We start from the raw sequence: 20,527 nt of genomic DNA, 5'->3' as shown, positions 1-20,527 counted from the left end.
GGGCAAAGGCTGTCTATTCGAAGCTGCTTTCTGAATTTTTTGAAAAACATCTAAAATTATCTGAGGTATTGATGAAAAGAAGAAGAAGGAAATTGATGTGACGCGCTATCCACGAGACTTGACCGGCTATGGTGGGCAAGTGCCAAAAGCAAACTGGCCCAATGATGCAAAGATCGCGGTTCAGATTGTACTGAACTATGAAGAAGGTGGCGAAAACAACGTCCTGCACGGCGATGCCGCGTCCGAGGCGTTCTTGTCCGAAATCACAGGTGCCGCCCCATGGCCGGGGCAGCGGCACTGGAACATGGAATCGATCTATGAGTATGGCAGCCGCGCCGGGTTCTGGCGTGTGCATCACCTTCTCCAGGATCTGCCGATTACCGTTTACGGCGTCGCCACGGCTTTGGCCCGCGCACCAGCGCAAGTTGCGGCGATGAAGCACGCGGGATGGGAGATTGCCAGCCATGGTTTGAAATGGATTGAACACAAGGACATGGGCGCGGAAGAAGAACGCGCCGAGATCCGTGAAGCAATTCGGCTGCACACCGAGGTTACAGGTCAGCCACCGCGTGGTTGGTATACGGGCCGCTGTTCTATGAACACTGTCGATCTGGCCGCTGAGGAAGGTGACTTTGCCTATATCGCCGACAGCTACGCCGACGATTTGCCGTATTGGACCAAGGCTGGGGGCAAGGATCAACTCATCATGCCCTACACGATGGACTGCAATGACATGCGCTTTGCGATCCAGGCTGGGTACACCAATGGGCAGCAGTTCGAAAGCTATCTGAAGGACAGCTTTGACATGCTTTACGCCGAGGGTGAAGCCGGCGCGCCGAAAATGCTCTCGATTGGTCTGCACTGCCGTTTGATTGGCCGCCCCGGTCGCGCCATGGCGCTAAAACGTGCGCTGGACTACTTCAAGAAATACGACGGTGTCTGGTTTGCCACACGCGAACAGATTGCCGACCACTGGGCAAAGGAACACCCACCGATGCAACGCCTGACCCCGTCCGAAATGGACCAGCCCACCTTTGTTGCCGAATTCGGCGGCGTGTTCGAACACAGCCCGTGGATTGCCGAAGGTGCGTATGATCTTGAGCTGGGGCCGACCCATGACAATGCTGCCGGTGTTCACAACGCGTTGGCCCGAGTATTCCGAACGGCCTCTGACGAACAACGCCTTGGTGTTCTGACCGCTCACCCGGATTTAGCGGGCAAGCTAGCCGCGGCTGGACGACTGACCAAGGAAAGCACAGCTGAACAGGCCGGGGCCGGTTTGGATATGCTGACCGATGAGGAACGCGCAACATTCACTGCGTTGAACGAGGCCTACACGACCAAGTTTGGCTTTCCCTTCATTATTGCGGTCAAGGACAACACGAAAGCCAGCATTCTGGCAGCCTTTCAACGTCGCATCGACAGCGACCGGGACACCGAATTTTCTGAGGCCTGCCGTCAGGTTGAACGGATCGCCGAATTGCGCCTGATTGAGAAGTTTGCGGAATGACAACAGCGTTAAAACTCCGGCCACTGAATGCAGAGGCTTTTGCTCCGTTTGGCGATGTCATCGAAGTGGCGGGCGACGCGGACAAATACATCAATCAGGGCAAGTGCGCACGGTATCACGATCGCGCCGCGCTGGATTTTCATGACGGGCGCGCTGGAATTAGTGTGTTTCAATCAGAAGCCTTTAGCCTGCCGATCAAGCTGGAGATGGTTGAACGCCACCCGGAGGGAAGCCAAGCGTTTCTGCCCTTGTCGGACAAACCCTTTGTTGTGGTTGTGGCCCCGGATCTAGACGGCACACCAGGACAGCCCATCGCATTCAAAACAGCGCCGGGGCAGGGCGTGAACTATCATCGCAACACTTGGCATGGCGTGTTGACGCCACTTCATGCACCCGGACTCTTTGCGGTGGTCGACCGAATTGGAGCCGGGCCCAACCTCGAAGAGCACTGGTTCGGGGAGGCTTTTTTAATCACGGAATGAGGGACGTGGCCGGAAGAGGAGCCGGTTTACGAACCTCAAGGGAGGAAAGACTAAATGTCAGATGCATCCATCGGAACGCCGGAACAGCTCCGCGATCCGAATTACACTCCGCCAATCATAAAAGCGGTGCCACTGGGAATTCAGCATGTGCTGGCGATGTTCGTGTCCAACGTCACGCCAGCCATTATCGTTTGTGGCGCGGCCGGGTTTGGGTTCGGATCGAACAGCCCCGATTTTCCGCAGATGATCTACATGATCCAGATGTCGATGTTCTTTGCAGGCGTCGCCACGCTGTTTCAATCCATTGGTGTGGGGCCCGTTGGCGCGCGGCTGCCCATCGTACAAGGGACGTCATTCGCCTTCATCCCGATCATGATCCCGCTGGTGGTGGGAAAGGGCGTGGATGCCATTGCCGTTCTGATGGGCGGTGTTGTCATCGGCGGCCTGTTCCACGCATTCCTTGGGCTGTTCATTGGGCGTATTCGCTTCGCCCTACCGCCATTGGTTACAGGTCTTGTGGTGACTATGATCGGTTTGGCGCTGGTGAAAGTCGGCATTCAATACGCAGCCGGTGGCGTACCTGCTATAGGTACCGAGGAGTATGGCTCTGGCCTGAACTGGTTCATGGCCGGAATCGTGATCGTCGTAACGCTTGGGCTGAAGTTCTTTGCGCGGGGAATGCTGTCGGTGTCGGCTGTTCTGATAGGGCTGCTCGTTGGATACGCTGTGGCTTTTGCTCTTGGTCAGGTCAACTTGGGCAACGTTGGTCGAGCGGCCTCGTTCGCGCTGCCGAACCCGTTGCATTTCGGTATTGAATTTTCAGTCGCGGCCATCATCGGTTTCTGTGCGATGTCCTTTGTGTCGGCCGTTGAAACTGTTGGGGACGTGTCGGGTATCACAAAAGGCGGCGCCGGACGCGAAGCAACCGACAAGGAAATTCAGGGTGCAACCTACGCTGATGGTATCGGCACAGCGATCTCTGGTCTCTTTGGCGCATTGCCGAACACCTCGTTCAGTCAGAATGTCGGTTTGATCGCCATGACGGGGGTCATGAGCCGAATGGTCGTTACCATCGGCGCGCTCTTCCTGATCGTGTGCGGCCTTGTTCCGAAAATCGGTGCGATTATCTCGTCAATCCCGATCGAGGTTCTTGGTGGTGGCGTCATCGTGATGTTCGGAATGGTTGTGGCGGCGGGCGTCTCGATGCTGTCGGACGTGAACTGGAACCGCCGTAATATGGTGATCTTTGCTATTTCCCTGAGCCTCGGTCTGGGATTGCAGCTGGAGCCAGGTGCGCTTCAGTATTTGCCCGGCACACTAAAAGTTCTGGCCACTTCGGGAATCCTTCCCGCCGCGGTCATTGCAATTGTCCTGAACCTGGTGCTTCCCGATGAGCTTTCGGACGAAGCGACGGAAGAAGTGTCAGGTGGCATGGCGGGTCACGGACTGGGGTCTATTGGCCATGACGACCATGTCTGATGGGGCGTAGGTGACGCTCAGAGTGCCACTGTTAAGAAAAAGCGGCGTGCCAGGGCGCGCCGCTTTTTAGTCAGGATTTCCATCCGGTGTGGCAATGGGATCAGCCTGACCTCAGCCGACGTCGGTGAGATCGTTGCGAACTGTTTCGGCGTTTCTGGCAGGGTCTGTTATGGGGATGGAACACGCGCGAAACTTGCTCTTTGCGCAAGATCATTGCAAAACGCTCCGGCAGCTTCATTCTGCCAGCTCCTAACGTCTGAAGCGAGAGCGCGGATCGCGGCTTTAGGTTTTCGTCAGGCAGGATCTCGAATGGCAGATCCAACCTACCAGAGTTGACAGGTCGATATCGCTGCCGTTGGTCGCCGTTATCGGAACTTTGGGAAGACGTTTGCCGACGAGCCACTCAGGCAGGTTGTCACTATGTGACATCAGAAATCGACCTCAATCGCGATCCCTTTTTCAACGGCGAGATCGACCACGGAGGCAGCGACGGCGAGGTCCTGAAGGCCAACACCAGTGCCATCGAACAGCGTGATCTGATCGTCCGATGTTCGGCCCCGGTTTGTGCCGTTGATGACCGCGCCAAGCTGGGCAACGTCGCTTTCTTTGATGAGGCCCTGGGCAATAGCGTGCTGTGCCTCTCCAATGGTGATGGACTGTGCGACTTCGTCGGTGAAGATAGATGCTTTGGCCAGCAGAGCCGCTTCCACTTCCTGCTTGCCCTTGGTGTCCGTCCCCATGCAGGCGACATGCGTTCCAGGGCTGACGTGATCCGCCATTAGCGACGGTGCAAATGCCGAGGTGATCGAGATGATCACATCCGCCTCAGCCATTCCGTCAAGCTCAACCGCTTCAAACGCAACACCGGCTTCATTGGCGACCTTCTCGATATTCGGCAGCATCTCTGGGTGGTAGTTCCAGCCAATGACTTTTTCAAAGACGCGCTGTTCCAGTGCTGCGCGCAGCTGAAATGCCGCCTGGTGGCCCGCGCCGATCATGCCGATGACTTTGGCGTCAGTACGAGCGAGATGCTTGATCGACACGGATGAGGCCGCGGCTGTGCGCAGGGCCGTCAGAAGGTTGCCGCCGACCATTGCCGAGGGTTTGCCAGTGTCGGGGTCGAAAAGAAACACGGTGGACTGGTGGTTGATCAGCCCGCGTTTTTCCAGATTGTTCGGCCAGTAGCCGCCCGCTTTCAGACCAAGTGTCAGCCCCGCGCGGTCAAACCCGCCCTTGAAGCCATAAAGCGCGTCTTCATGCCCGATGGCTTCGCGCACGACAGGGAAGTTGTAGGCGTCGCCTGACGCCATGGCGGCAAAGACCTGTTCAACGGCATCAAAGGCCGCTTGGCGGGTCATGAGGTCAGCGATTTCGCGCTCGGGTACAATCAGCATATCTTTCTCCAATCAAACATTCGTGCGCCCGTGTGCTTTTCCCGAAGGGAGGGAAGGCACACGGGCGGCTATCAGGCTACATTCGAGCCGGATTTTCCTGCCTTAAAATTGCTCGGCTCAATATGCGCGACCGCGGGCGGATACTGGCCAGACGGCTTCGACCTTACCGTTGCGAACGCCGACGTACCAATCGTGCACATTTGCGGTCGGGTCGCAGTGCCCCGGCACCAACTTCAGCTTGTCGTTTACCTTGAGCACCCCTTGCGGGTCCATGACGACGCCATGTTCGTCTGAACATTTGATGTATTCGACATCGTCGCGTCCGAAGATAACGGGCAGACCGCTGTCAACAGATTGTGCCTTGAGGCCAGCATCGACGATGGCTTTGTCCGATTTGGCGTGGCTCATGACGCTGGTCAGGATGAAGAAGGCATTTTCCCACTCACCCTGGTCGATCCGGTTGCCATCCTTGTCCAGAATGCGACCATAATCGGCATCCATGAACGCGTAGGACCCGCACTGCAGTTCGTTGTACACGCCGGAGTTGGACTCGAAGTAGTAAGAACCGGTGCCACCGCCCGAGACCAGCTCGCATTCGATCCCCTCTGCCTTCAGGCCTTCAACGGCGTTTTTCACCATCGCGATTGCGGTATCCAGCTTTTCCTTGCGCGCTTCGTAGCTGTCCAGGTGCTGCATGGCACCCTGATAAGCCTGAATGCCGGTGAATTTCAGGTTCTCGGCAGCTTCGACTGCTTTGGCGATCTCGATCACTTCGGGTGTCGTTGTCACACCACAACGACCGGCACCACAGTCAATTTCGACGAAAACCTCAAGTTGCGTTCCGTGGTCGACGGCCGCACCCGAAAGGTCCGCAACGTTGTCCAGATCATCAACGCAAACGATGATGCGGCTGCCCAGCTTCGGCAGGCTGGCAAGGCGGTCGATTTTGGCGGGATCGCGCACCTGGTTCGACACCAAGACGTCTTTGATGCCGCCGCGCACGAACACCTCAGCCTCCGAGACTTTCTGACAGCAAACACCGACCGCACCGCCGATTTTCTCTTGCAACTTGGCCACATCGACCGACTTGTGCATTTTCCCGTGCACGCGGTGACGCATGCCATGGGCCTTGGCGTAATCGCCCATTTTCTTGATGTTGCGCTCAAGCGCGTCGAGATCCAATATCAGGCTGGGGGTCTGGATATCTGCTTCATCCATTCCGGGCTTGGCCGGAATGTCATAGCCTACTTCGAAATTGTCGAGATTGGTCATATCTTTCATTTCCGTATTCCTATGTCGGGATTGATGTCACGCGTTCAGCCAGGGCAGCTTGTCCAGATCGACGTTGCCCCCTGTTATGATCAGGCCGACACGCTTGCCTTTGAATGCGTCCGGGTTCTTCAAGATTGTGGCCAGCGGAACGGCTGAGGATGGTTCCATCACGATCCGCAGGTGTTTCCACGTCAGCTTCATCGCATCGACGATTTCTTGTTCCGAGGCCGTGTAGATCTCGGAGACGTGGTTCGACACGAAGTGCCAGGTGAGGTCTTTCAGCGGAACCAGCAGACCGTCGGCAATTGTCTTTGGCGCATCATCGGCGATGATGTGACCTGCTTTAAAGCTGCGATAGGCATCGTCGGCCTGTTCGGGCTCAGCTGCGATAATCGCGGTTTCCGGGGCTAATGTGGAAAGGGTCAGGCAGGTGCCGGACACCATGCCGCCGCCGCCGATGGGAGCAACCACCGCATCCAGGCCGTCGGTCTGCTCGATGAACTCACGCGAACATGTGCCCTGTCCTGCGATTACACGTGGATCGTTATAGGGATGGACAAAATCCCCACCCGTGGCTGCCTGGACCTCGGCAAAAGTGGCTTCGCGCGACGAAGTGGAGGGCTCACATTCCGTGATCTTACCGCCATAGCGCCGAACTGTGTCTTTCTTTGCCTGCGGTGCCGTGCGCGGCATGACCACGTTACATGGGATGCCCCGCTTCATCGCTGCATAGGACAGGCATGAGGCGTGGTTGCCCGAAGAATGCGTCGCAACACCCTTCTTTGCCTGCTCTGCGTTAAGGCCGAACACCGCGTTTGTGGCACCGCGCACTTTGAAGGCACCTGGTTCCTGAAAGTTCTCACATTTGAAGAACAGTTGCGCCCCGGTCAGCTCGTTAAGATAATCCGAAGTCCGAACCGGGGTACGGCGGATAAAAGGTTCAATCCGATCATGCGCCGCAAGCATGTCCTCATAGGTTGGGATGTACATAGTGCAATCCTTCATCACGCGGCGTCCTTTTGAACGGCAGCTGGATGACCGCGATAGTATTCCTGCGCAGCGGCCACACCGGAGCCGAGTTGAATATTCAGACCCAGATCGGCCATGCACATCTCGGCGGTGGCAATCCCGGACAGAGCCATGACGTCCGTCAGGCTTCCAAGATGTCCGATCCGGAACACCTTGCCAGCGACTTCGCCGAGTCCCACACCGAAAGCAACGCCGTACTTTTCTGCTGCGTGCGTAACGATATCGGTCGCATTGAAACCGCCCGGGGTGCGGATCGCGCTTACCGTGTCAGAATACGCCGACTGGTCGGCCGCGCAAAGCTCCAGCCCCCAGGCACCAACGGCGGCGCGTACCCCTTCGGCAATCCGATGATGCCGGGCAAAGACGTTTTCCAGGCCTTCGTTCAACAGCATATCACAGGCTTGGTTGAGGCCGTTCATCAAGCCAACAGCAGGCGTGTAGGGGTAGGCGTTGTTTGCGTAGCCCTTCGCCATGTCGTGCACATCAAAGAAGGTGCGGGGCAGGGTGCCCGTCTTGGTTGCCTCCATTGCCTTTTGGCTAAAGCCGACGATGGCCAGACCCGCAGTCAACATGAACCCCTTTTGTGAACCTGTAACGGCGACGTCGACGCCCCATTCGTCAAAGCGAAAATCCATAGATGCGATAGACGATACGCCGTCAACAAACAGAAGGGCCGGGTGCTGTGCTGCATCCAGTGCCTTGCGAACGGCAGCAATATCAGACTTCACGCCAGTTGCCGTCTCGTTATGCGTGGCAAGAACAACTTTGATTTCATGGTTTGTGTCGGCGGTCAGAATCTCTTCGTAACGATCGGCTGGCAGCCCTTCGCCCCAAGGGGTTTCGACGATTTCGACATTCAGACCGTGGCGCTGGCACATGTCGATCCAGCGGTGGCTGAACATGCCATTGCGCGCCGCCAGAACCTTGTCACCGGCGGACAGAGTGTTGGTCAGTGCGGTTTCCCAACCGCCGGTCCCGGTCGAAGGGAAGATGAAAATCTCGGCGCTGTCGCTTTTCAGAATTTTCTGAACACGCGCACGCGCAGGGTGCAGAATCTGCCCGAACAGCGGCGAGCGGTGGTCGATCGTGGGCATATCGCAGGCCTTGCGCAGGCTTTCAGGGATATTGGTCGGGCCCGGGATAAAAACGGGATTTTGAAAGCTCATGGATGGTCTCCTTCCGTCGTTGACCACACAATAGGTTCCAGTCGCTTAGTCGGATATATTTTTGAAATTGCCTTTCAAAAAACGAAGGTTGCTTTTTATTTTATATTTGTCAGTGGTTTGTATTTTTCATATGGTGAATTCTTCTTTCACAAATGATTGGAGGGTTTTTATGGATTCTCAAGAAAATACACCCGGAGCCCGCCGAAAAGCCCGTGGAAGACCACGGGGATGGGATGACAAGACCGCGCAAAATACGATCAAATCCCTCGACCGGGCGATGGAAGTTTTTGAGTATTTGAGCGAGGCGCAAGGTAAGGCGTTAACCGCGCTGTCCGATGAAATGGGCCAGTCGCCGGCCACGGTTTACCGTATACTCGTGACACTTGAGGGCAGGGGGCTCGTCGAATTTGATCACGATGAGCAAGTCTGGCACATAGGTCCACGTGCGTTTGTCATTGGCTCTCGCTTCCTACGCCGCACCAGCCTTGTGGATCGGGCCAGACCGGTGATGCGAAAGCTCATGGAGGCCACTGGCGAAACCGCCAATCTAGGGGTGGAAAAAGAAGGTTCGGTGCTGTTCCTGAGTCAGGTGGAAACCCACGCCAGCATCCGCGCGTTTTTTCCACCCGGTACGTTGTCGCCCATGCACGCATCGGGAATTGGGAAATCTCTGTTGGCATTTATGGATGAGGACAGGTTGGACCGCCTGTTGGCCAATGTTGAGCTACAGGCATTTACTGATTGGTCGATTACCAATCCGGCGGTGTTGAAAGAGGACCTAGCCATAGTCAGGGCGCGGGGCTTCTCAGTCGACAATGAAGAAAAGAACGCGGGCATGCGATGCATTGCGGCGCCGGTTTTCGATATCAACAGAGAAGCGGTTGCAGGAATTTCAGTGTCCGGACCGACAAGCCGGGTCAGCGAGGCTGAAATTGAAAGGCTAAGCCGCCCTGTCATGGAGGCGGCTCATCAATTGACGCTTGCTATCGGTGGAACGGTTTCTCAGCCGCAATCCTGAGACGCCCGTGTTGTGGCTAGGCAGCGGGTCCCGGTCGCAGCGCCATATGCCGGTTTACGTCCTTGTAAAGCAGGTAGCGGAACTTGCCCGGACCACCAGCATAACATGCTTGGGGGCAGAACGCGCGCAACCACATGTAATCGCCCGCCTCCACTTCGACCCAGTCATTGTTCAACCGGTAAACTGCCTTTCCTTCCAGAACATAGAGACCGTGCTCCATAACGTGGGTTTCAAGAAAGGGGATGACCGCGCCGGGCTCAAACGTCACCACGGTGACATGCATGTCATGGCGCAAATCGCTTGGGTCGACAAATCGCGTTGTGGCCCACTTTCCATCCGTCCCGGGCATAGGCGTCGGCTCAATGTCGTTTTCGTTTAGGACAAGTATGTCAGGGCTGTCGAGGCCTTCGACGGCTTCATAAGCCTTTCGAATCCAATGGAAACGCAGGGTTTCATCCCCTTGATTTCGCAGGGTCCAATCACTTTCTAGGGGCAGGTAGGCGTAACCTCCGGGCGTCAGTTCATAGGTCGTGCCCTCGGCGACTAAGGTCGCTGTACCCTCGACCACAAACAAAACGCCTTCGGCCTCGGGATCGGTCTCGGGCCGATCAGAGCCACCACCGGGCTGAACCTCCATTATGTATTGCGAAAAGGTTTCAGCAAAGCCGCTCAAAGGACGTGAAATCACCCACAAACGTGTATCTTCCCAAAACGGCAGGAAACTGGTCACAATATCCCGCATCGTACCCTTCGGGATAACGGCATAAGCGTCAGTAAAAACAGCTCGGTCAGTCAACAATTGCTCTTGCCCGGGATGTCCGCCGATTGGTGCGAAATACTTGTTGCTCATGTATGCTCCTGAAGAAATACTAGTCCCTCAAAAATATGCGCCGGGCGGATTGTGTGGACCACCCGTAAAAATGTAACAGCTCTATTCGAAAAGTTTTGAAAAATCCGCAGAATAAAACCAATGGAATTACTCTATGCGTCCAACTTGCAATCGGACGGGCGACATAATGCGTGGGCAAAGTCTGAGCGATACCTGATCCGTGATTCCTAATGCCAATCAGGATAGGGTGGTTGGCGCATTTCCTTCATCATTTTTTCGCGGATGCATTCGCCCCGGTGTTTTGCCATCCGAGTCAATTACGAAGCGTTGCATTGAGAAGGTCGCGGATTATTTTCGATGCATGAACTTGGATCGCTAGGATGTTGCGTTTCCCGGGCGACTATCTTCAGACGCGCCGCTCGGAGTTCTCCGCAGTTCCATTTTGCCACGGTGATGAGGGATCACGGAACCGGCTGGGAGTTTCCTTTGGGCAATGACCGGCATCTTCGCCATGTCGGTCACTTATCGCTTGGCCACGTTTCCGCAGATGCTTCGATAACAAACTTCCCAATTTTCCCGCCAGTTCAGGGTTAACTGAGCCAATGATGATTATGTAAATGCACTGGGTGTCGGTGCGTCTGTCGGAGTCTATCCAGATGCAGGATTTGGCAATAGCGGTTTATTCCAATAGTTCAGTCCGGAAGATATCCGCGCAATGCATGAAACCAATGTCTTTGGACCGATGAACGTCATGCGATCGGCACTGCCGGACATGCGGGCGGCGGGGTCATCGTTAGTGTAACCTCGGTGGCTGGCCATCTCGGTTTGCCCGGCAATTCGGTCTACTCCTCCAACAAGCTCGCTCTGATCGGTTTGACGGAAGCCATGGCGCAGGAACACGGCCCTCTTGACGTCAGAGTTTTCGATGTAGCGCCCGGCGCTTGTACGACGAACGGCCTCGATGAGGCGGTAGACAAACGTCTGGACAGCGGGGCTCCGCAACTGGTGGCATTCTCTCAAAAGTTGCGGGCGCAAACAGGTGCTTTAGCTGCGCAAGTGCCCAATGAACGGGGTGCGCTTGCCGATCCTCAAGAAGCGGCGGATCACATGTTTGCTTGCGCGATAGAGGGTCACCCAATCCACAACCCCAGCGGTTCTGACGCAGAAATGTTGACGAATTTGTCGGATCAACAAAACCGCCAAGGCATTATCGACCAACTGTCCGCCATGCTGTTTCCCGCAGCCTGATCAATAAACTGGAGAAACCGATGTTTGGAACAATGATATCCAATATGAGGTCAAGTCGAGCCCATCACCCTTGTTCGACAGGCCCGAAGTTCACGGGCTGGATTACGAAAACGTAGAATTCAAAACCCGAGACGGCGTAGCGTTGCGCCGGTGGTTGATAAATGGCGGAAGCGACAAGGTAATAGCGCAAACCCAATTCGTCATGCAGCGCAATCGTGGCGGCGGGACTCCCAAGGGGAATGGTCCGATCACGCCATGGAAGCAGGACATCCAATTTTTGCGTCAGGCAAATACCTGGTGGATCGGGGTTTCTCTGTTCTGATGTATGAAATGCGCGGTCATGGCGAGAGTGATCTTGGTCCGATCCCTTGGGTTAGTTGGGGCCCAGAGGAGACAAAGGGCGTTATAGCCACCGTGGACTTTGTAACCGGTCGTTTCCCCGATGCTTAGATAGGGCTGTTGAGAATCTGCATGGGCGCGGCTTCGAAAACGCATGCGTACGGTTGCGACAACAGCTTGGTCAGCCGCCCGAAAATCTAAGCCATTGTCGCTGTTCAACCCTTGCTTTACACCTGCTTCGTCGTGGCACTCGGCATGCTCGGGTTCATAGCGCGGGCTGGTGAAAAAATCAGTGAAAGGCGGCTTGGCTTCGACATGGGCGCGCCGAATTTCATAGACGACACCCCCAAAATCTCTGTTTCAACGTTGGTCGTTCAGAACAGGAGTGACCCGTGGACAAAGATCGGCATGGTGGAAGATTTCTTCCAAGCATTGAGCGTCGAGAAGGAGTTGAAACTGCTCGACCTCGAAAAAAAACCGTTTTGCTGCTTACGGCTATGTTGGGAGCCACCCCGATGAGGTTATTGGCTGGTCCGACAGATTCATGTGATGTTCTGAACCACCTTGAAATGGGGATTGCCCCTGCTTAGCTTCGTGACCGCCGCGGGCGTTCTCTCGCAGAGAGCTTCGTCAAAAAAGGTGGCGTTTCGGGCATAGAGCGGTATTCGGCAAGTAGGGCCATCTCGGTGGTATTCGTTGCAGTCCAAAGCAATGGCACCTCCGAAGCCGGTAGATGTCCGGTCCCGTGAAGTGGTGCAGCGGCTACACCAGTGTTTGTTGCCGGGTTCAAAGGCATCAGCGACTTTGCCGTCAATACGCTGCGTGAATACGGCGAGGGGCGCGATTTCAACGGATCTTTTCGACCATGAAATCGATCATGGCACGCGTTTTTGCCGGCAGGTTTTCTCGGCTGGCATAGATCACATGAACGCCAAGCTGTGGCTTTTCGAACGCTGTGAGTACGGGAACAAGTGTTCCGGCGTCCAGTTCGGCCCGACATGAAATTTCCGGCTATCGGGTGATCCCGCGACCCGCAAGGGTAAGCGCTTTTTCGGTATGTGCGTCGTCGCACCGCACCCGAGTGTTCATGGAGCACCTGTTCAAGGTTAATCCTGACTCGACATGGTAATCCTCAGTGGGTCAGGGGCTTCGGCACCTGACCTTCTTTGCTGCGTTCAGGGTCATCTACGCTCATCCAAACTAAAAACCTTCTCTATTCCGCCCCGCCACCTGCGCTACCACGACGTACGTCGCAATCGAATGGCTGGCGGTTTTTGGAGGCCGAATAACTTGATTTCGCAGGCAGGAAACACCCCTAATTTCATGCTGTTGGAACGAAGAAACGATCGTAAAGCGATAGGGTTAGTCGCCAGGGCACCTTCGTTAAAAGGGTGCCAAGCAAGATCGTCACCGACAAGAGTGGCGCGAGTACGGCAGGTATCCGAGAGGTCAGCCTCGACAACTGATGTATGCGGAAGCTTAGTTTTGCCGACCGGAATGACTAACTTCGCGACACTTTCCAGAACACAACTTCAATCAATCACCCATTCGTGGAAACCGAGTTATCCGGAAACGTTTTGTCTGCGGTCTTCTACTGTCGAAACCAGTTATTATCAGCTATTCAAAAATCCAAGCCGACATCAACAGAGCGGTATGAATGGGTCAACGCTCCGGAAGATATGTAGTCTACTCCGGTCGCGGCGATGGCCGCAACAGTGTCATGACTGACATTGCCAGAGGCTTCGGTCACCAATTGGCCATCTGCCATCGCTACTGCCTCTTTCAGGTTTTCCGGGGACATATTGTCCAGCAAAACAACGTCCGCCCCTCCCACCTCAAGCACTTCGGCCAATTGATCCAAATTATCCACTTCGATTTCGATCTTCATCATATGAGAAGCGCGCGCCTTAGCAGTTTCCAGAACCGCGCGTACCCCGCCAGCGGCGGCAATGTGGTTGTCCTTGATCAGGATCGCATCTGAAAGTGAAAAGCGGTGGTTGAATCCGCCGCCATGCAGAACGGCTTGTTTTTCCACAATGCGGAGTCCGGGGGTTGTCTTGCGTGTGCAGGTTATACGCGCCTTGGTTCCCTTTGTTTCGGCGACCAACGCTGCGGTTAGCGTGGCGACCCCTGCAAGTCGTCCAACAAAGTTCAAAGCTACCCGTTCAGCAGACAGGATCGAGGCTGCGCTGCCCCGGATTTCCATCAGCGTGTCCCCTTTCGCACAATGCTGGCTATCACGGAAATGGGTGATGATATCCAGCTTGGGGTCGACCAGACGAAAGGCCAGCTCTGCCACTTGCATACCCGAGATCACAGCGTCTTCGCGCGCGTTCAGTCGAGCGCTGTAGGTCGCCGCAGCAGGGATAACGGTCAGTGTGGTTATGTCTCCGTTGGCCCCCAGATCCTCCATCAGCGCTGACCGGACGAGCGGTTCAAGGATCAAGTCGGGCAGTGCCGGATAAATCATGTGGCGTCCTTTGCGATACGGTCTCTTAGCGCCATAGCCTCGCTCAGCGTCAGGATAGCGCGTTGGCTAGGGCCGGGGGTGGTTTCAGGAAAGTCAGATCGGTAATGCGCACCGCGGCTTTCCTCGCGGATCAGAGCGGCGGCGGTTATCAGGGTGGCCGTTGCCGTCATATTTAGGAAAATTTCCGACTCCGCGTGATGTGCCTCGAGCGTTGCGATATCGGCAAGGGCGCTTTCCAAACCGGCCCGCTCGCGTACTACGCCCACATTTGCGGTCATGGTTCGGCGCAAGGCGGACACGGCGTTTTCATCAGAAATCTTTTTACCGGGGGTGAAACGGATATCGACCGGCGGTGTATTTTCTGCAGGTACAACCTCTGCAATATCCCGAGCGCAGGCACGGGCAAAGACCAGAGCCTCAAGTAGTCCGTTGGAGGCCAGACGGTTGGCGCCATGTAAACCGGTGCAGGCAGCCTCACCGCAAACCCAAAGCCCGGCCAAAGAACTACGGCCGGCCATATCCGTTGCCACTCCGCCCATATGGTAATGCGCCGATGCCGTTACCGGGATGGTTTCAGAAACCGGATCAACGCCATTGCGGGTGCAGGCGTCGGTAACAGAAGGGAATTGGGTCGCAATCTCGGACCCGATAGCCGCTCGTGTGTCGAGCGCAGGGCGTAACCCGGACTGCGCGTGCAGATAAACAGCGCGGGCGACAATGTCGCGTGGGGCCAGTTCACCATCGGGATGAATATTGGCCATGAATCGATGGCCGGTCTTGTCAATCAGGGCTGCACCTTCCCCGCGCAGCGCCTCGGTTGCCAATGGCGTTGGATCTTCTCCCACGTCGATTGCTGTGGGATGAAACTGCACGAACTCCGCATCGGCGATACGCGCGCCGGCCCGGGCCGCCATCCCGGTCCCCTGTCCCCGGATGCGCGCGGGGTTGGTGGTCTGCTCATACAAGCCCGATGAGCCGCCCGTCGCCAGAACATGCGCAGTTCCACGTAACAAAACCGGTTCCGCATCAGGCGCGTCGACGCTGGTCAGGAAAACCCCTGTAACTTGCGTGCCGTCACTTTCCAATGCAACAGCCTGCGCGGCCTCAACCACCTGAACAGAAGGCGTCCGGCGCAATTCCGCAATCAGCGCCCGCATGATTTCAGCCCCGGCCTGATCGCCCTTGACGCGTACCACACGGGCAGCGGAGTGGGCGGCTTCGCGCGATTGAACAAAGCTTCCATCAGCCTTGCGATCAAAGCTGGTGCCAAGGTCTGACAGGTCCAGAACACGCTCGCGCGCCGCGCGGGTCACGAATTCTGCCACTTCGCGCAAAACGGCCCCGGATCCAGCCCGCACCGTATCATCTGCATGGGCCTGGGCGCTGTCGGTTGGCGCCATCGCAGCCGCCACACCGCCCTGAGCCCAGGCAGAACTGGCCCCGGTTCCCAAAGGTTCCGGTGAGATCATGACAACCGGTCGCGGTGCTAGTTTCAACGCCGCATAAACCGCAGCTAAACCGGCGCCGATGATGACCACTCGATTTGTGGTTATCTGTTGCATTGAGACGATCAGATACCCAGTTGCCGCGACAGGTCTATCATGCGCTGCACGGACTGCCGCGCTTTGGCTGCAACGTCGGCGTCAACCTCAACCTGACCGGTCATGGTGTCGAGCGCAAACAGCACCTTTTCCAAAGTAATTTTCTTCATGTACGGGCACATATTGCAGGGGCCGACGAACTCGACCTCGGGCAGTTCATCGGCAATATTCGACGCCATCGAGCATTCGGTAATGAGCAATGCCTTTTCGGGTTTTTCGTCGGTGACGTATTTGATGATGCCGCTGGTTGATCCGGAAAAATCGGATTCCGCCACAACGTCCGGTGGGCATTCCGGATGCGCGATCAGGCGTGTCCCGGGATTCCATTCGCGAAAATCACGCAGATCACTGGCGCTGTATTGTTCGTGGACGATGCAGGACCCTTCCCACCAGACAACATTCTTTTGTGGCACATCGCGCGCAACGTTCTGCGCCAGATACTGGTCGGGGGTCATGATCACAGTGTGGTTGTCCTGGGCCGCAACGATCTGAGCTGCGTTGGATGACGTACAACAGATGTCCGACGCCGCTTTAACTTCTGCAGTGGTGTTCACATAAGATACAACCGGAGCTCCGGGATACCGAGCACGCATTTCTTCGATGCCTTCCGCAGTAATCGATTCCGCCAGCGAGCACCCCGCCTCCATGTCCGGCATCAGCACAGTTTTACCCGGGCTGAGAATTTTGGACGTTTCGGCCATGAAATGCACGCCACATTGCACGATAACATCTGCCTCGACCTCGGTTGCCTTGATGGCAAGCTGCAGGCTGTCCCCGCCAAAATCCGAAATGCCATGGTAGATCTCTGGTGTCATGTAGTTGTGACCCAAAATGACCGCATTGCGTTTGGCCTTGAGATCATTGATTGCCTTCACGTATGGCGCATAGATTGCCCAATCGACGGGCGATACCACACGCGACATCCGGTCATAGATATCGTTCATGCTGGCGGCCAGCTGGGGCGATGGGGTCAGATCATACTTTTCGGAGAGATGCGCGCGCTGCGCGGGTAGGTCGAACACGGGTCTGATTTCTGCCTAGCTTACTTGTGGTGCCTTCAGTAACGAATTCGATTTAAATTGAACACCAGTCAATAAAGGAAAATGTGCCAAATTTCGCCGCGGTTGCAGAACTAATTGACTGGAATCGCCAACTTGCCGCTTCGATAGATGCATTGTGGTGCGGCAGGCATGATCGAAAGATCCGAGGCACCCTGACCTATAGGCTTTCGTTACCGTCGAACGATCATGGCGTGGTTGTTTGGGCCGATCACCGCTTCACTCGGGCGATCGTCTCGGACAAGGCACACAGCTACGCCAAGGTGGTTGGCGAGATGAGTTGTCGGCTTGGGTCTGCAGATGCGAGCCGACATATCGAAAGGTGCTTGGTAGCTATGCGGAAGCTACAGTGAAGTTAGTGTGATGGTCGACTGCTGTGCAGGCAAAAAGCATTGACTTAGAATAATCCGGAAAAACAGGCGACACACTAAGTCTTGCCTAACGTCAGCTGACAGGTTCAGTTCGATTGTGAGTGCATCATTGGCCGTTGATCAATCGGTTAAAAGGCTTCTGGTGCCGGTGGGCGATACCTTAAAGTACTGCGGGGTCTTTAGGTGCTGTTGTGTTTTCTCAATTGGTTGATCAGGATCTAAGCCTAGCGCAAACGGTCGAAGATCTCAGCGTTGAGCGGATCACCCCTCATCATTTCCGGTCATGACCTTTGGCGTGCCGTATAAGACCTCACTCAATGAAAAGTGCCTCGTCGACACTCCAATTGGTCTGACCAATTCTATGCCATCCGGTGTTGCGGAATCTGCTTCAAAACTGCTGGTTTACGCGCTCCAACGCTGCCTTCAATTGCAGGGCAAATTCACTTGCCAAGGCAGATGGCGGACGGTGCGCCGGTCGCATGATAGAGACGCTTAGAACGACATTGGGGCGGAACGCCCGGAACTCAACGGGCCTCCGCTCGGGTCGCATATTGACGTACCCAGCCGCGGTGATCGGATCGCAGATACAGTAACAAAGGCCTTTTTCCACCAGGGTCAATGCCGGGTGAAACGTGCGGAGTTCAAATCGTTGGTCGAAGCGGGCCTTTTGGCTGGCGAAAGCTCTTTGGGTGGCGATCAGGTTTGGATGTCCGTCTTGCAGCCCGGCCATCGGGCGACCCGACAAATCGCGGGCGTCGATTGTGTCCTGTTGAGTCAGTGGGTCACCCGCCGGGATTGCGCAAACGCATCTCATGTCAAAGTCGATGGTATCAATCGCCGCTGTCGGTTTCGGCGTCTCACCCAATCCGATGTCATATTGCTGAGAGGCCACCCATTCCTCGATCACCGGTGAGGCACGCATCATCAGCGACGCTTTCACATCAGGCTTGTCCAGCAGGAATTCACTCAGAATCTGCGGCATAAGCAGACTGGCGGCGGCTGGCATGCAGGCGATGTTGAGGCGGCCTTTGGTCAGAGCGCCGATCTCGCGCATCGTTCGGGTCGACAATGACAGACGGTCCAGGATCGCCTCGGCCTCGGTGATGAAATACTGCGCTTCTGGCGTGGGGGCCATTTTCCCGCGCTGCCGACGGAACAGGGCGATCTGCAATTCGGCCTCGAGGTTCGCAATCAGTGCACTGACCGCTGGCTGTGTCCGGCCGAGGATTCGGGCGGCATCCGATACCGAACCTGTCCGCATGACCTCGCGAAAGGCCTGTAATTGGCGAAAGCTGAGATTCATGTGCCTTTGTTAATCCATGATTTTTTCGCATTGTATAAAGCAACTCTATTTCATGATCAATTTAATCGTTTTGACTTAATGACATCTGTTCGCAATTTTTCCCGCCACGAATGCACCGCCGGCATTCATTTTGAAGGAGGGGGAAATGACGCGCTTTGCAAGTGTCTTGCTGACAGTCCTGATCTGCCTGGTCGCACTTGGGCAATTCGTGCAGGTGATCACTCGGTACGTGCTGGAAATCCCAGTTATGGGGCTGGAAGAAAGCCTGCTTTATCCAACGCTGTGGCTTTACATGATGGGTGCAGTCAATGCCTCGCGCGAGAACACTCATATCCGCGCAAACGTTCTTGAGATCTTTTTGTCCACCGAGCGTCAGCATCAAGTTCTTGCTGTGATCGGAGAAGTCATCAGCCTGATTGTCGGCATCTGGCTGACCACCTGGGCCTGGGACTTTACGAAATACTCGATGCGCGTCTGGCGCGAAAGCCCGACGCTGTATCTGCCGACCTTTTATGTCGACGTCGCGCTGTTCGTCGGAATGGTCCTGATGATGATCTTTACCGCCTGGCATCTGCTGATGCACCTGCGCGCGCTGTTCATCCCGTCTACCCCCGCCATTGAAGGAGAAGCGCAATGATCGAGATCGCGCTGTTGGCCGTCCTGGTCCTGGTCATCCTGCTGACGCTGGGCGTACCGCTGCCATACTGTTTTGGCGCGGGTCTGATGGTGATGTATTTTGCCGGTGGCGTGGTCATGAAAGGCAACATGCTGTGGGGTTTCCAGCAGCTTGGCAATCCGGTGCTGCTGGCCATTCCGCTGTTTGTTCTGGCCGGGACGATCATGTCCGTCTCGGGCATTGCTGCGAGCCTTCTGAACTTCGTCAATATCTTCATCGGGCACCTGCGCGGCGGTTTGGGTGTGGTCGCCACCGTCTCTTGCGCGCTGATCGGAGCCATCTCAGGTTCGGGCCTGACCGGCGTTGCCGCGATTGGTCCGCTGTTGATCCCCGAAATGGAGAAACAAGGCTATCCTCGCGAATACGCGACGGCGCTGATTGCCAATGCTTCGCTGCTGGGTCTGCTTATTCCCCCCTCGGTCACCATGATCGTCTATGGCTGGGTAACCGATACATCCATTCTGGCCTGCTTCCTTGCTACTTTGGGCCCCGGCCTGCTGATCATGGCGAGTTTCTCGGTTGTCAACATCCGCATGGCTCGCAAATTTCCCCTGCAGTTGAATGAGCCGCCGAAAGGGCAGGCCTTTCTTTCCGAGGCGACCTCGCGCGGTCTTAAGGCCACGCCCGCGTTGTTGATGCCGGTGATCATTCTGGGCGGTATCTATGGCGGCATCATGACGCCGACCGAGGCCGCCGCCGTAGCAGTGATCTATGCGATCCCGGTAGGTTTCCTGATTTACAAAGGGCTGGACATCAAAACCTTCTTTGGTGCGGGCAAAGAGGCTGCGACCTCGGTCGGTGCCATCATGCTGATGATCCTGTTCTCGATGATCCTCAGCCAGATGTTCGTGCTCGAAAGCGTGCCACAGGCCATCGTCAAAGCGATCTTTTCAGTAACAGAAAACAAGGTGCTGCTGCTGATCCTGATCAACATCCTGCTGTTTCTCGTCGGCATGGTCGTGAATGACGTCACCGCAATCATCCTGATCGCGCCGTTGTTGTTGCCGCTGATGCAGGCCATCGGCGTCAGCCCGATCCAGTTTGCCGCGATTATGGGCGTGAACACGGCCATGGGCGGTGTGACACCGCCCTACGCCTCGATCCTGTATCTGGGCGCGCGCATCGGTCAGGTGCCGGTCACCAAGGTGATCCGCCCGGCCATGACCCTGATCCTGCTGGGCTATCTGCCTGTCGTCTTCCTGACCAGCTTCTGGCCGGACCTGTCGATGTGGCTGCCCCGCTTCTTTGGCTACTAAGCCACCCCTTTCATCATTCACGGAGG

General features: G+C 56.0%; 18 protein-coding genes. 9 read left to right on the top strand and 9 right to left on the bottom strand.

All coding sequences use genetic code 11. The features are described 5' to 3' along the window. Positions 1-97 precede the first annotated feature (97 nt). Genes puuE through ACR0AA_RS16190 form a run of 3 tightly spaced genes read left to right on the top strand, consistent with a single transcriptional unit; the run spans position 98 to position 3,471 of the window. A complete protein-coding gene (gene puuE, locus ACR0AA_RS16200; protein WP_480663723.1) occupies positions 98-1,510 on the top strand; it encodes an allantoinase PuuE in 1,413 nt (470 codons plus the stop codon). Further along, entirely contained in the window at positions 1,507-1,992 is a 486-nt protein-coding gene (locus ACR0AA_RS16195; protein ID WP_480663725.1) for an ureidoglycolate lyase, read from the top strand. The genes puuE and ACR0AA_RS16195 overlap by 4 nt, the downstream gene beginning before the upstream one ends. Positions 1,993-2,046: 54 nt before the next feature. Next, on the top strand, positions 2,047-3,471 hold the full coding sequence (locus tag ACR0AA_RS16190) for a uracil-xanthine permease family protein (RefSeq protein ID WP_480663727.1): 1,425 nt from the start codon (positions 2,047-2,049) through the stop codon (positions 3,469-3,471). Positions 3,472-3,899: 428 nt separating this feature from the next. Here ACR0AA_RS16190 and bhcD read toward each other — a convergent pair whose 3' ends face one another. The 4 genes from bhcD to bhcA all read right to left on the bottom strand — a co-directional run bounded on the left by bhcD (position 3,900) and on the right by bhcA (position 8,332). Then, positions 3,900-4,865, bottom strand: coding sequence for an iminosuccinate reductase BhcD (bhcD, locus tag ACR0AA_RS16185; protein WP_480663730.1), 966 nt, complete (start codon positions 4,863-4,865; stop codon positions 3,900-3,902). Positions 4,866-4,982: 117 nt separating this feature from the next. Further along, positions 4,983-6,146: a 3-hydroxy-D-aspartate aldolase BhcC gene (gene bhcC / locus ACR0AA_RS16180; RefSeq protein ID WP_480663732.1), complete on the bottom strand. Its 1,164-nt coding sequence runs from the start codon at positions 6,144-6,146 to the stop codon at positions 4,983-4,985. A gap of 27 nt (positions 6,147-6,173) precedes the next feature. Continuing rightward, a complete protein-coding gene (bhcB, locus tag ACR0AA_RS16175) occupies positions 6,174-7,142 on the bottom strand; it encodes a beta-hydroxyaspartate dehydratase BhcB (protein ID WP_480663734.1) in 969 nt (322 codons plus the stop codon). Beyond that, a complete protein-coding gene (bhcA, locus tag ACR0AA_RS16170) occupies positions 7,142-8,332 on the bottom strand; it encodes an L-aspartate--glyoxylate aminotransferase BhcA (RefSeq protein ID WP_480663736.1) in 1,191 nt (396 codons plus the stop codon). Before bhcA ends, bhcB begins: the two co-directional genes overlap by 1 nt. A gap of 169 nt (positions 8,333-8,501) precedes the next feature. Here bhcA and bhcR point away from each other — a divergent pair, with 169 nt between their 5' ends. Then, on the top strand, positions 8,502-9,350 hold the full coding sequence (gene bhcR, locus ACR0AA_RS16165) for an HTH-type transcriptional regulator BhcR (protein ID WP_480663876.1): 849 nt from the start codon (positions 8,502-8,504) through the stop codon (positions 9,348-9,350). Positions 9,351-9,366: 16 nt separating this feature from the next. Here the strand turns inward: bhcR and ACR0AA_RS16160 are convergent, their stop codons facing one another. Next, positions 9,367-10,200: a bifunctional allantoicase/(S)-ureidoglycine aminohydrolase gene (locus tag ACR0AA_RS16160; RefSeq protein ID WP_480663738.1), complete on the bottom strand. Its 834-nt coding sequence runs from the start codon at positions 10,198-10,200 to the stop codon at positions 9,367-9,369. A 735-nt stretch (positions 10,201-10,935) separates the two neighbouring features. Between ACR0AA_RS16160 and ACR0AA_RS16155 the strand changes: the two genes are divergently transcribed. The 3 genes from ACR0AA_RS16155 (at position 10,936) to ACR0AA_RS16145 (ending at position 12,285) form a co-directional block, all read left to right on the top strand. Continuing rightward, a complete protein-coding gene (locus ACR0AA_RS16155; RefSeq protein WP_480663877.1) occupies positions 10,936-11,427 on the top strand; it encodes an SDR family NAD(P)-dependent oxidoreductase in 492 nt (163 codons plus the stop codon). A 70-nt stretch (positions 11,428-11,497) separates the two neighbouring features. After that, positions 11,498-11,749 (top strand): hypothetical protein, encoded by a 252-nt coding sequence (locus ACR0AA_RS16150; protein WP_480756444.1) that lies wholly within the window; start codon positions 11,498-11,500, stop codon positions 11,747-11,749. Between the two features lie 260 nt (positions 11,750-12,009). Next, on the top strand, positions 12,010-12,285 hold the full coding sequence (locus ACR0AA_RS16145) for a hypothetical protein (RefSeq protein WP_480756443.1): 276 nt from the start codon (positions 12,010-12,012) through the stop codon (positions 12,283-12,285). Between the two features lie 1,102 nt (positions 12,286-13,387). Here the strand turns inward: ACR0AA_RS16145 and nadC are convergent. The 4 genes from nadC to ACR0AA_RS16125 all read right to left on the bottom strand — a co-directional run bounded on the left by nadC (position 13,388) and on the right by ACR0AA_RS16125 (position 18,569). Further along, entirely contained in the window at positions 13,388-14,236 is an 849-nt protein-coding gene (nadC, locus tag ACR0AA_RS16140) for a carboxylating nicotinate-nucleotide diphosphorylase (protein ID WP_480663742.1), read from the bottom strand. Beyond that, positions 14,233-15,798: an L-aspartate oxidase gene (locus ACR0AA_RS16135; protein WP_480756442.1), complete on the bottom strand. Its 1,566-nt coding sequence runs from the start codon at positions 15,796-15,798 to the stop codon at positions 14,233-14,235. Before ACR0AA_RS16135 ends, nadC begins: the two co-directional genes overlap by 4 nt. A gap of 8 nt (positions 15,799-15,806) precedes the next feature. Beyond that, the gene (nadA, locus tag ACR0AA_RS16130) at positions 15,807-16,859 is read right to left on the bottom strand and encodes a quinolinate synthase NadA (protein ID WP_480663746.1); all 1,053 of its coding nucleotides are present in this window, start codon (positions 16,857-16,859) and stop codon (positions 15,807-15,809) included. A gap of 795 nt (positions 16,860-17,654) precedes the next feature. Next, positions 17,655-18,569, bottom strand: a complete 915-nt coding sequence (locus tag ACR0AA_RS16125; RefSeq protein ID WP_480663748.1) for a LysR substrate-binding domain-containing protein — start codon at positions 18,567-18,569, stop codon at positions 17,655-17,657. A gap of 145 nt (positions 18,570-18,714) precedes the next feature. On the opposite strand from ACR0AA_RS16125, the gene ACR0AA_RS16120 reads away from it, so the two are divergent. Together ACR0AA_RS16120 and ACR0AA_RS16115 are read left to right on the top strand one after the other, a co-directional pair. Further along, the gene (locus ACR0AA_RS16120; RefSeq protein ID WP_480663750.1) at positions 18,715-19,206 is read left to right on the top strand and encodes a TRAP transporter small permease; all 492 of its coding nucleotides are present in this window, start codon (positions 18,715-18,717) and stop codon (positions 19,204-19,206) included. Continuing rightward, a complete protein-coding gene (locus tag ACR0AA_RS16115; RefSeq protein WP_480663752.1) occupies positions 19,203-20,501 on the top strand; it encodes a TRAP transporter large permease in 1,299 nt (432 codons plus the stop codon). Before ACR0AA_RS16120 ends, ACR0AA_RS16115 begins: the two co-directional genes overlap by 4 nt. Positions 20,502-20,527: the final 26 nt, after the last annotated feature.

It is taken from the genome of Ruegeria sp. CE8, assembly GCF_056537465.1.
Note: the sequence above shows the minus strand (reverse complement) of the source record. Positions and strands in the feature narration are given on the sequence as shown.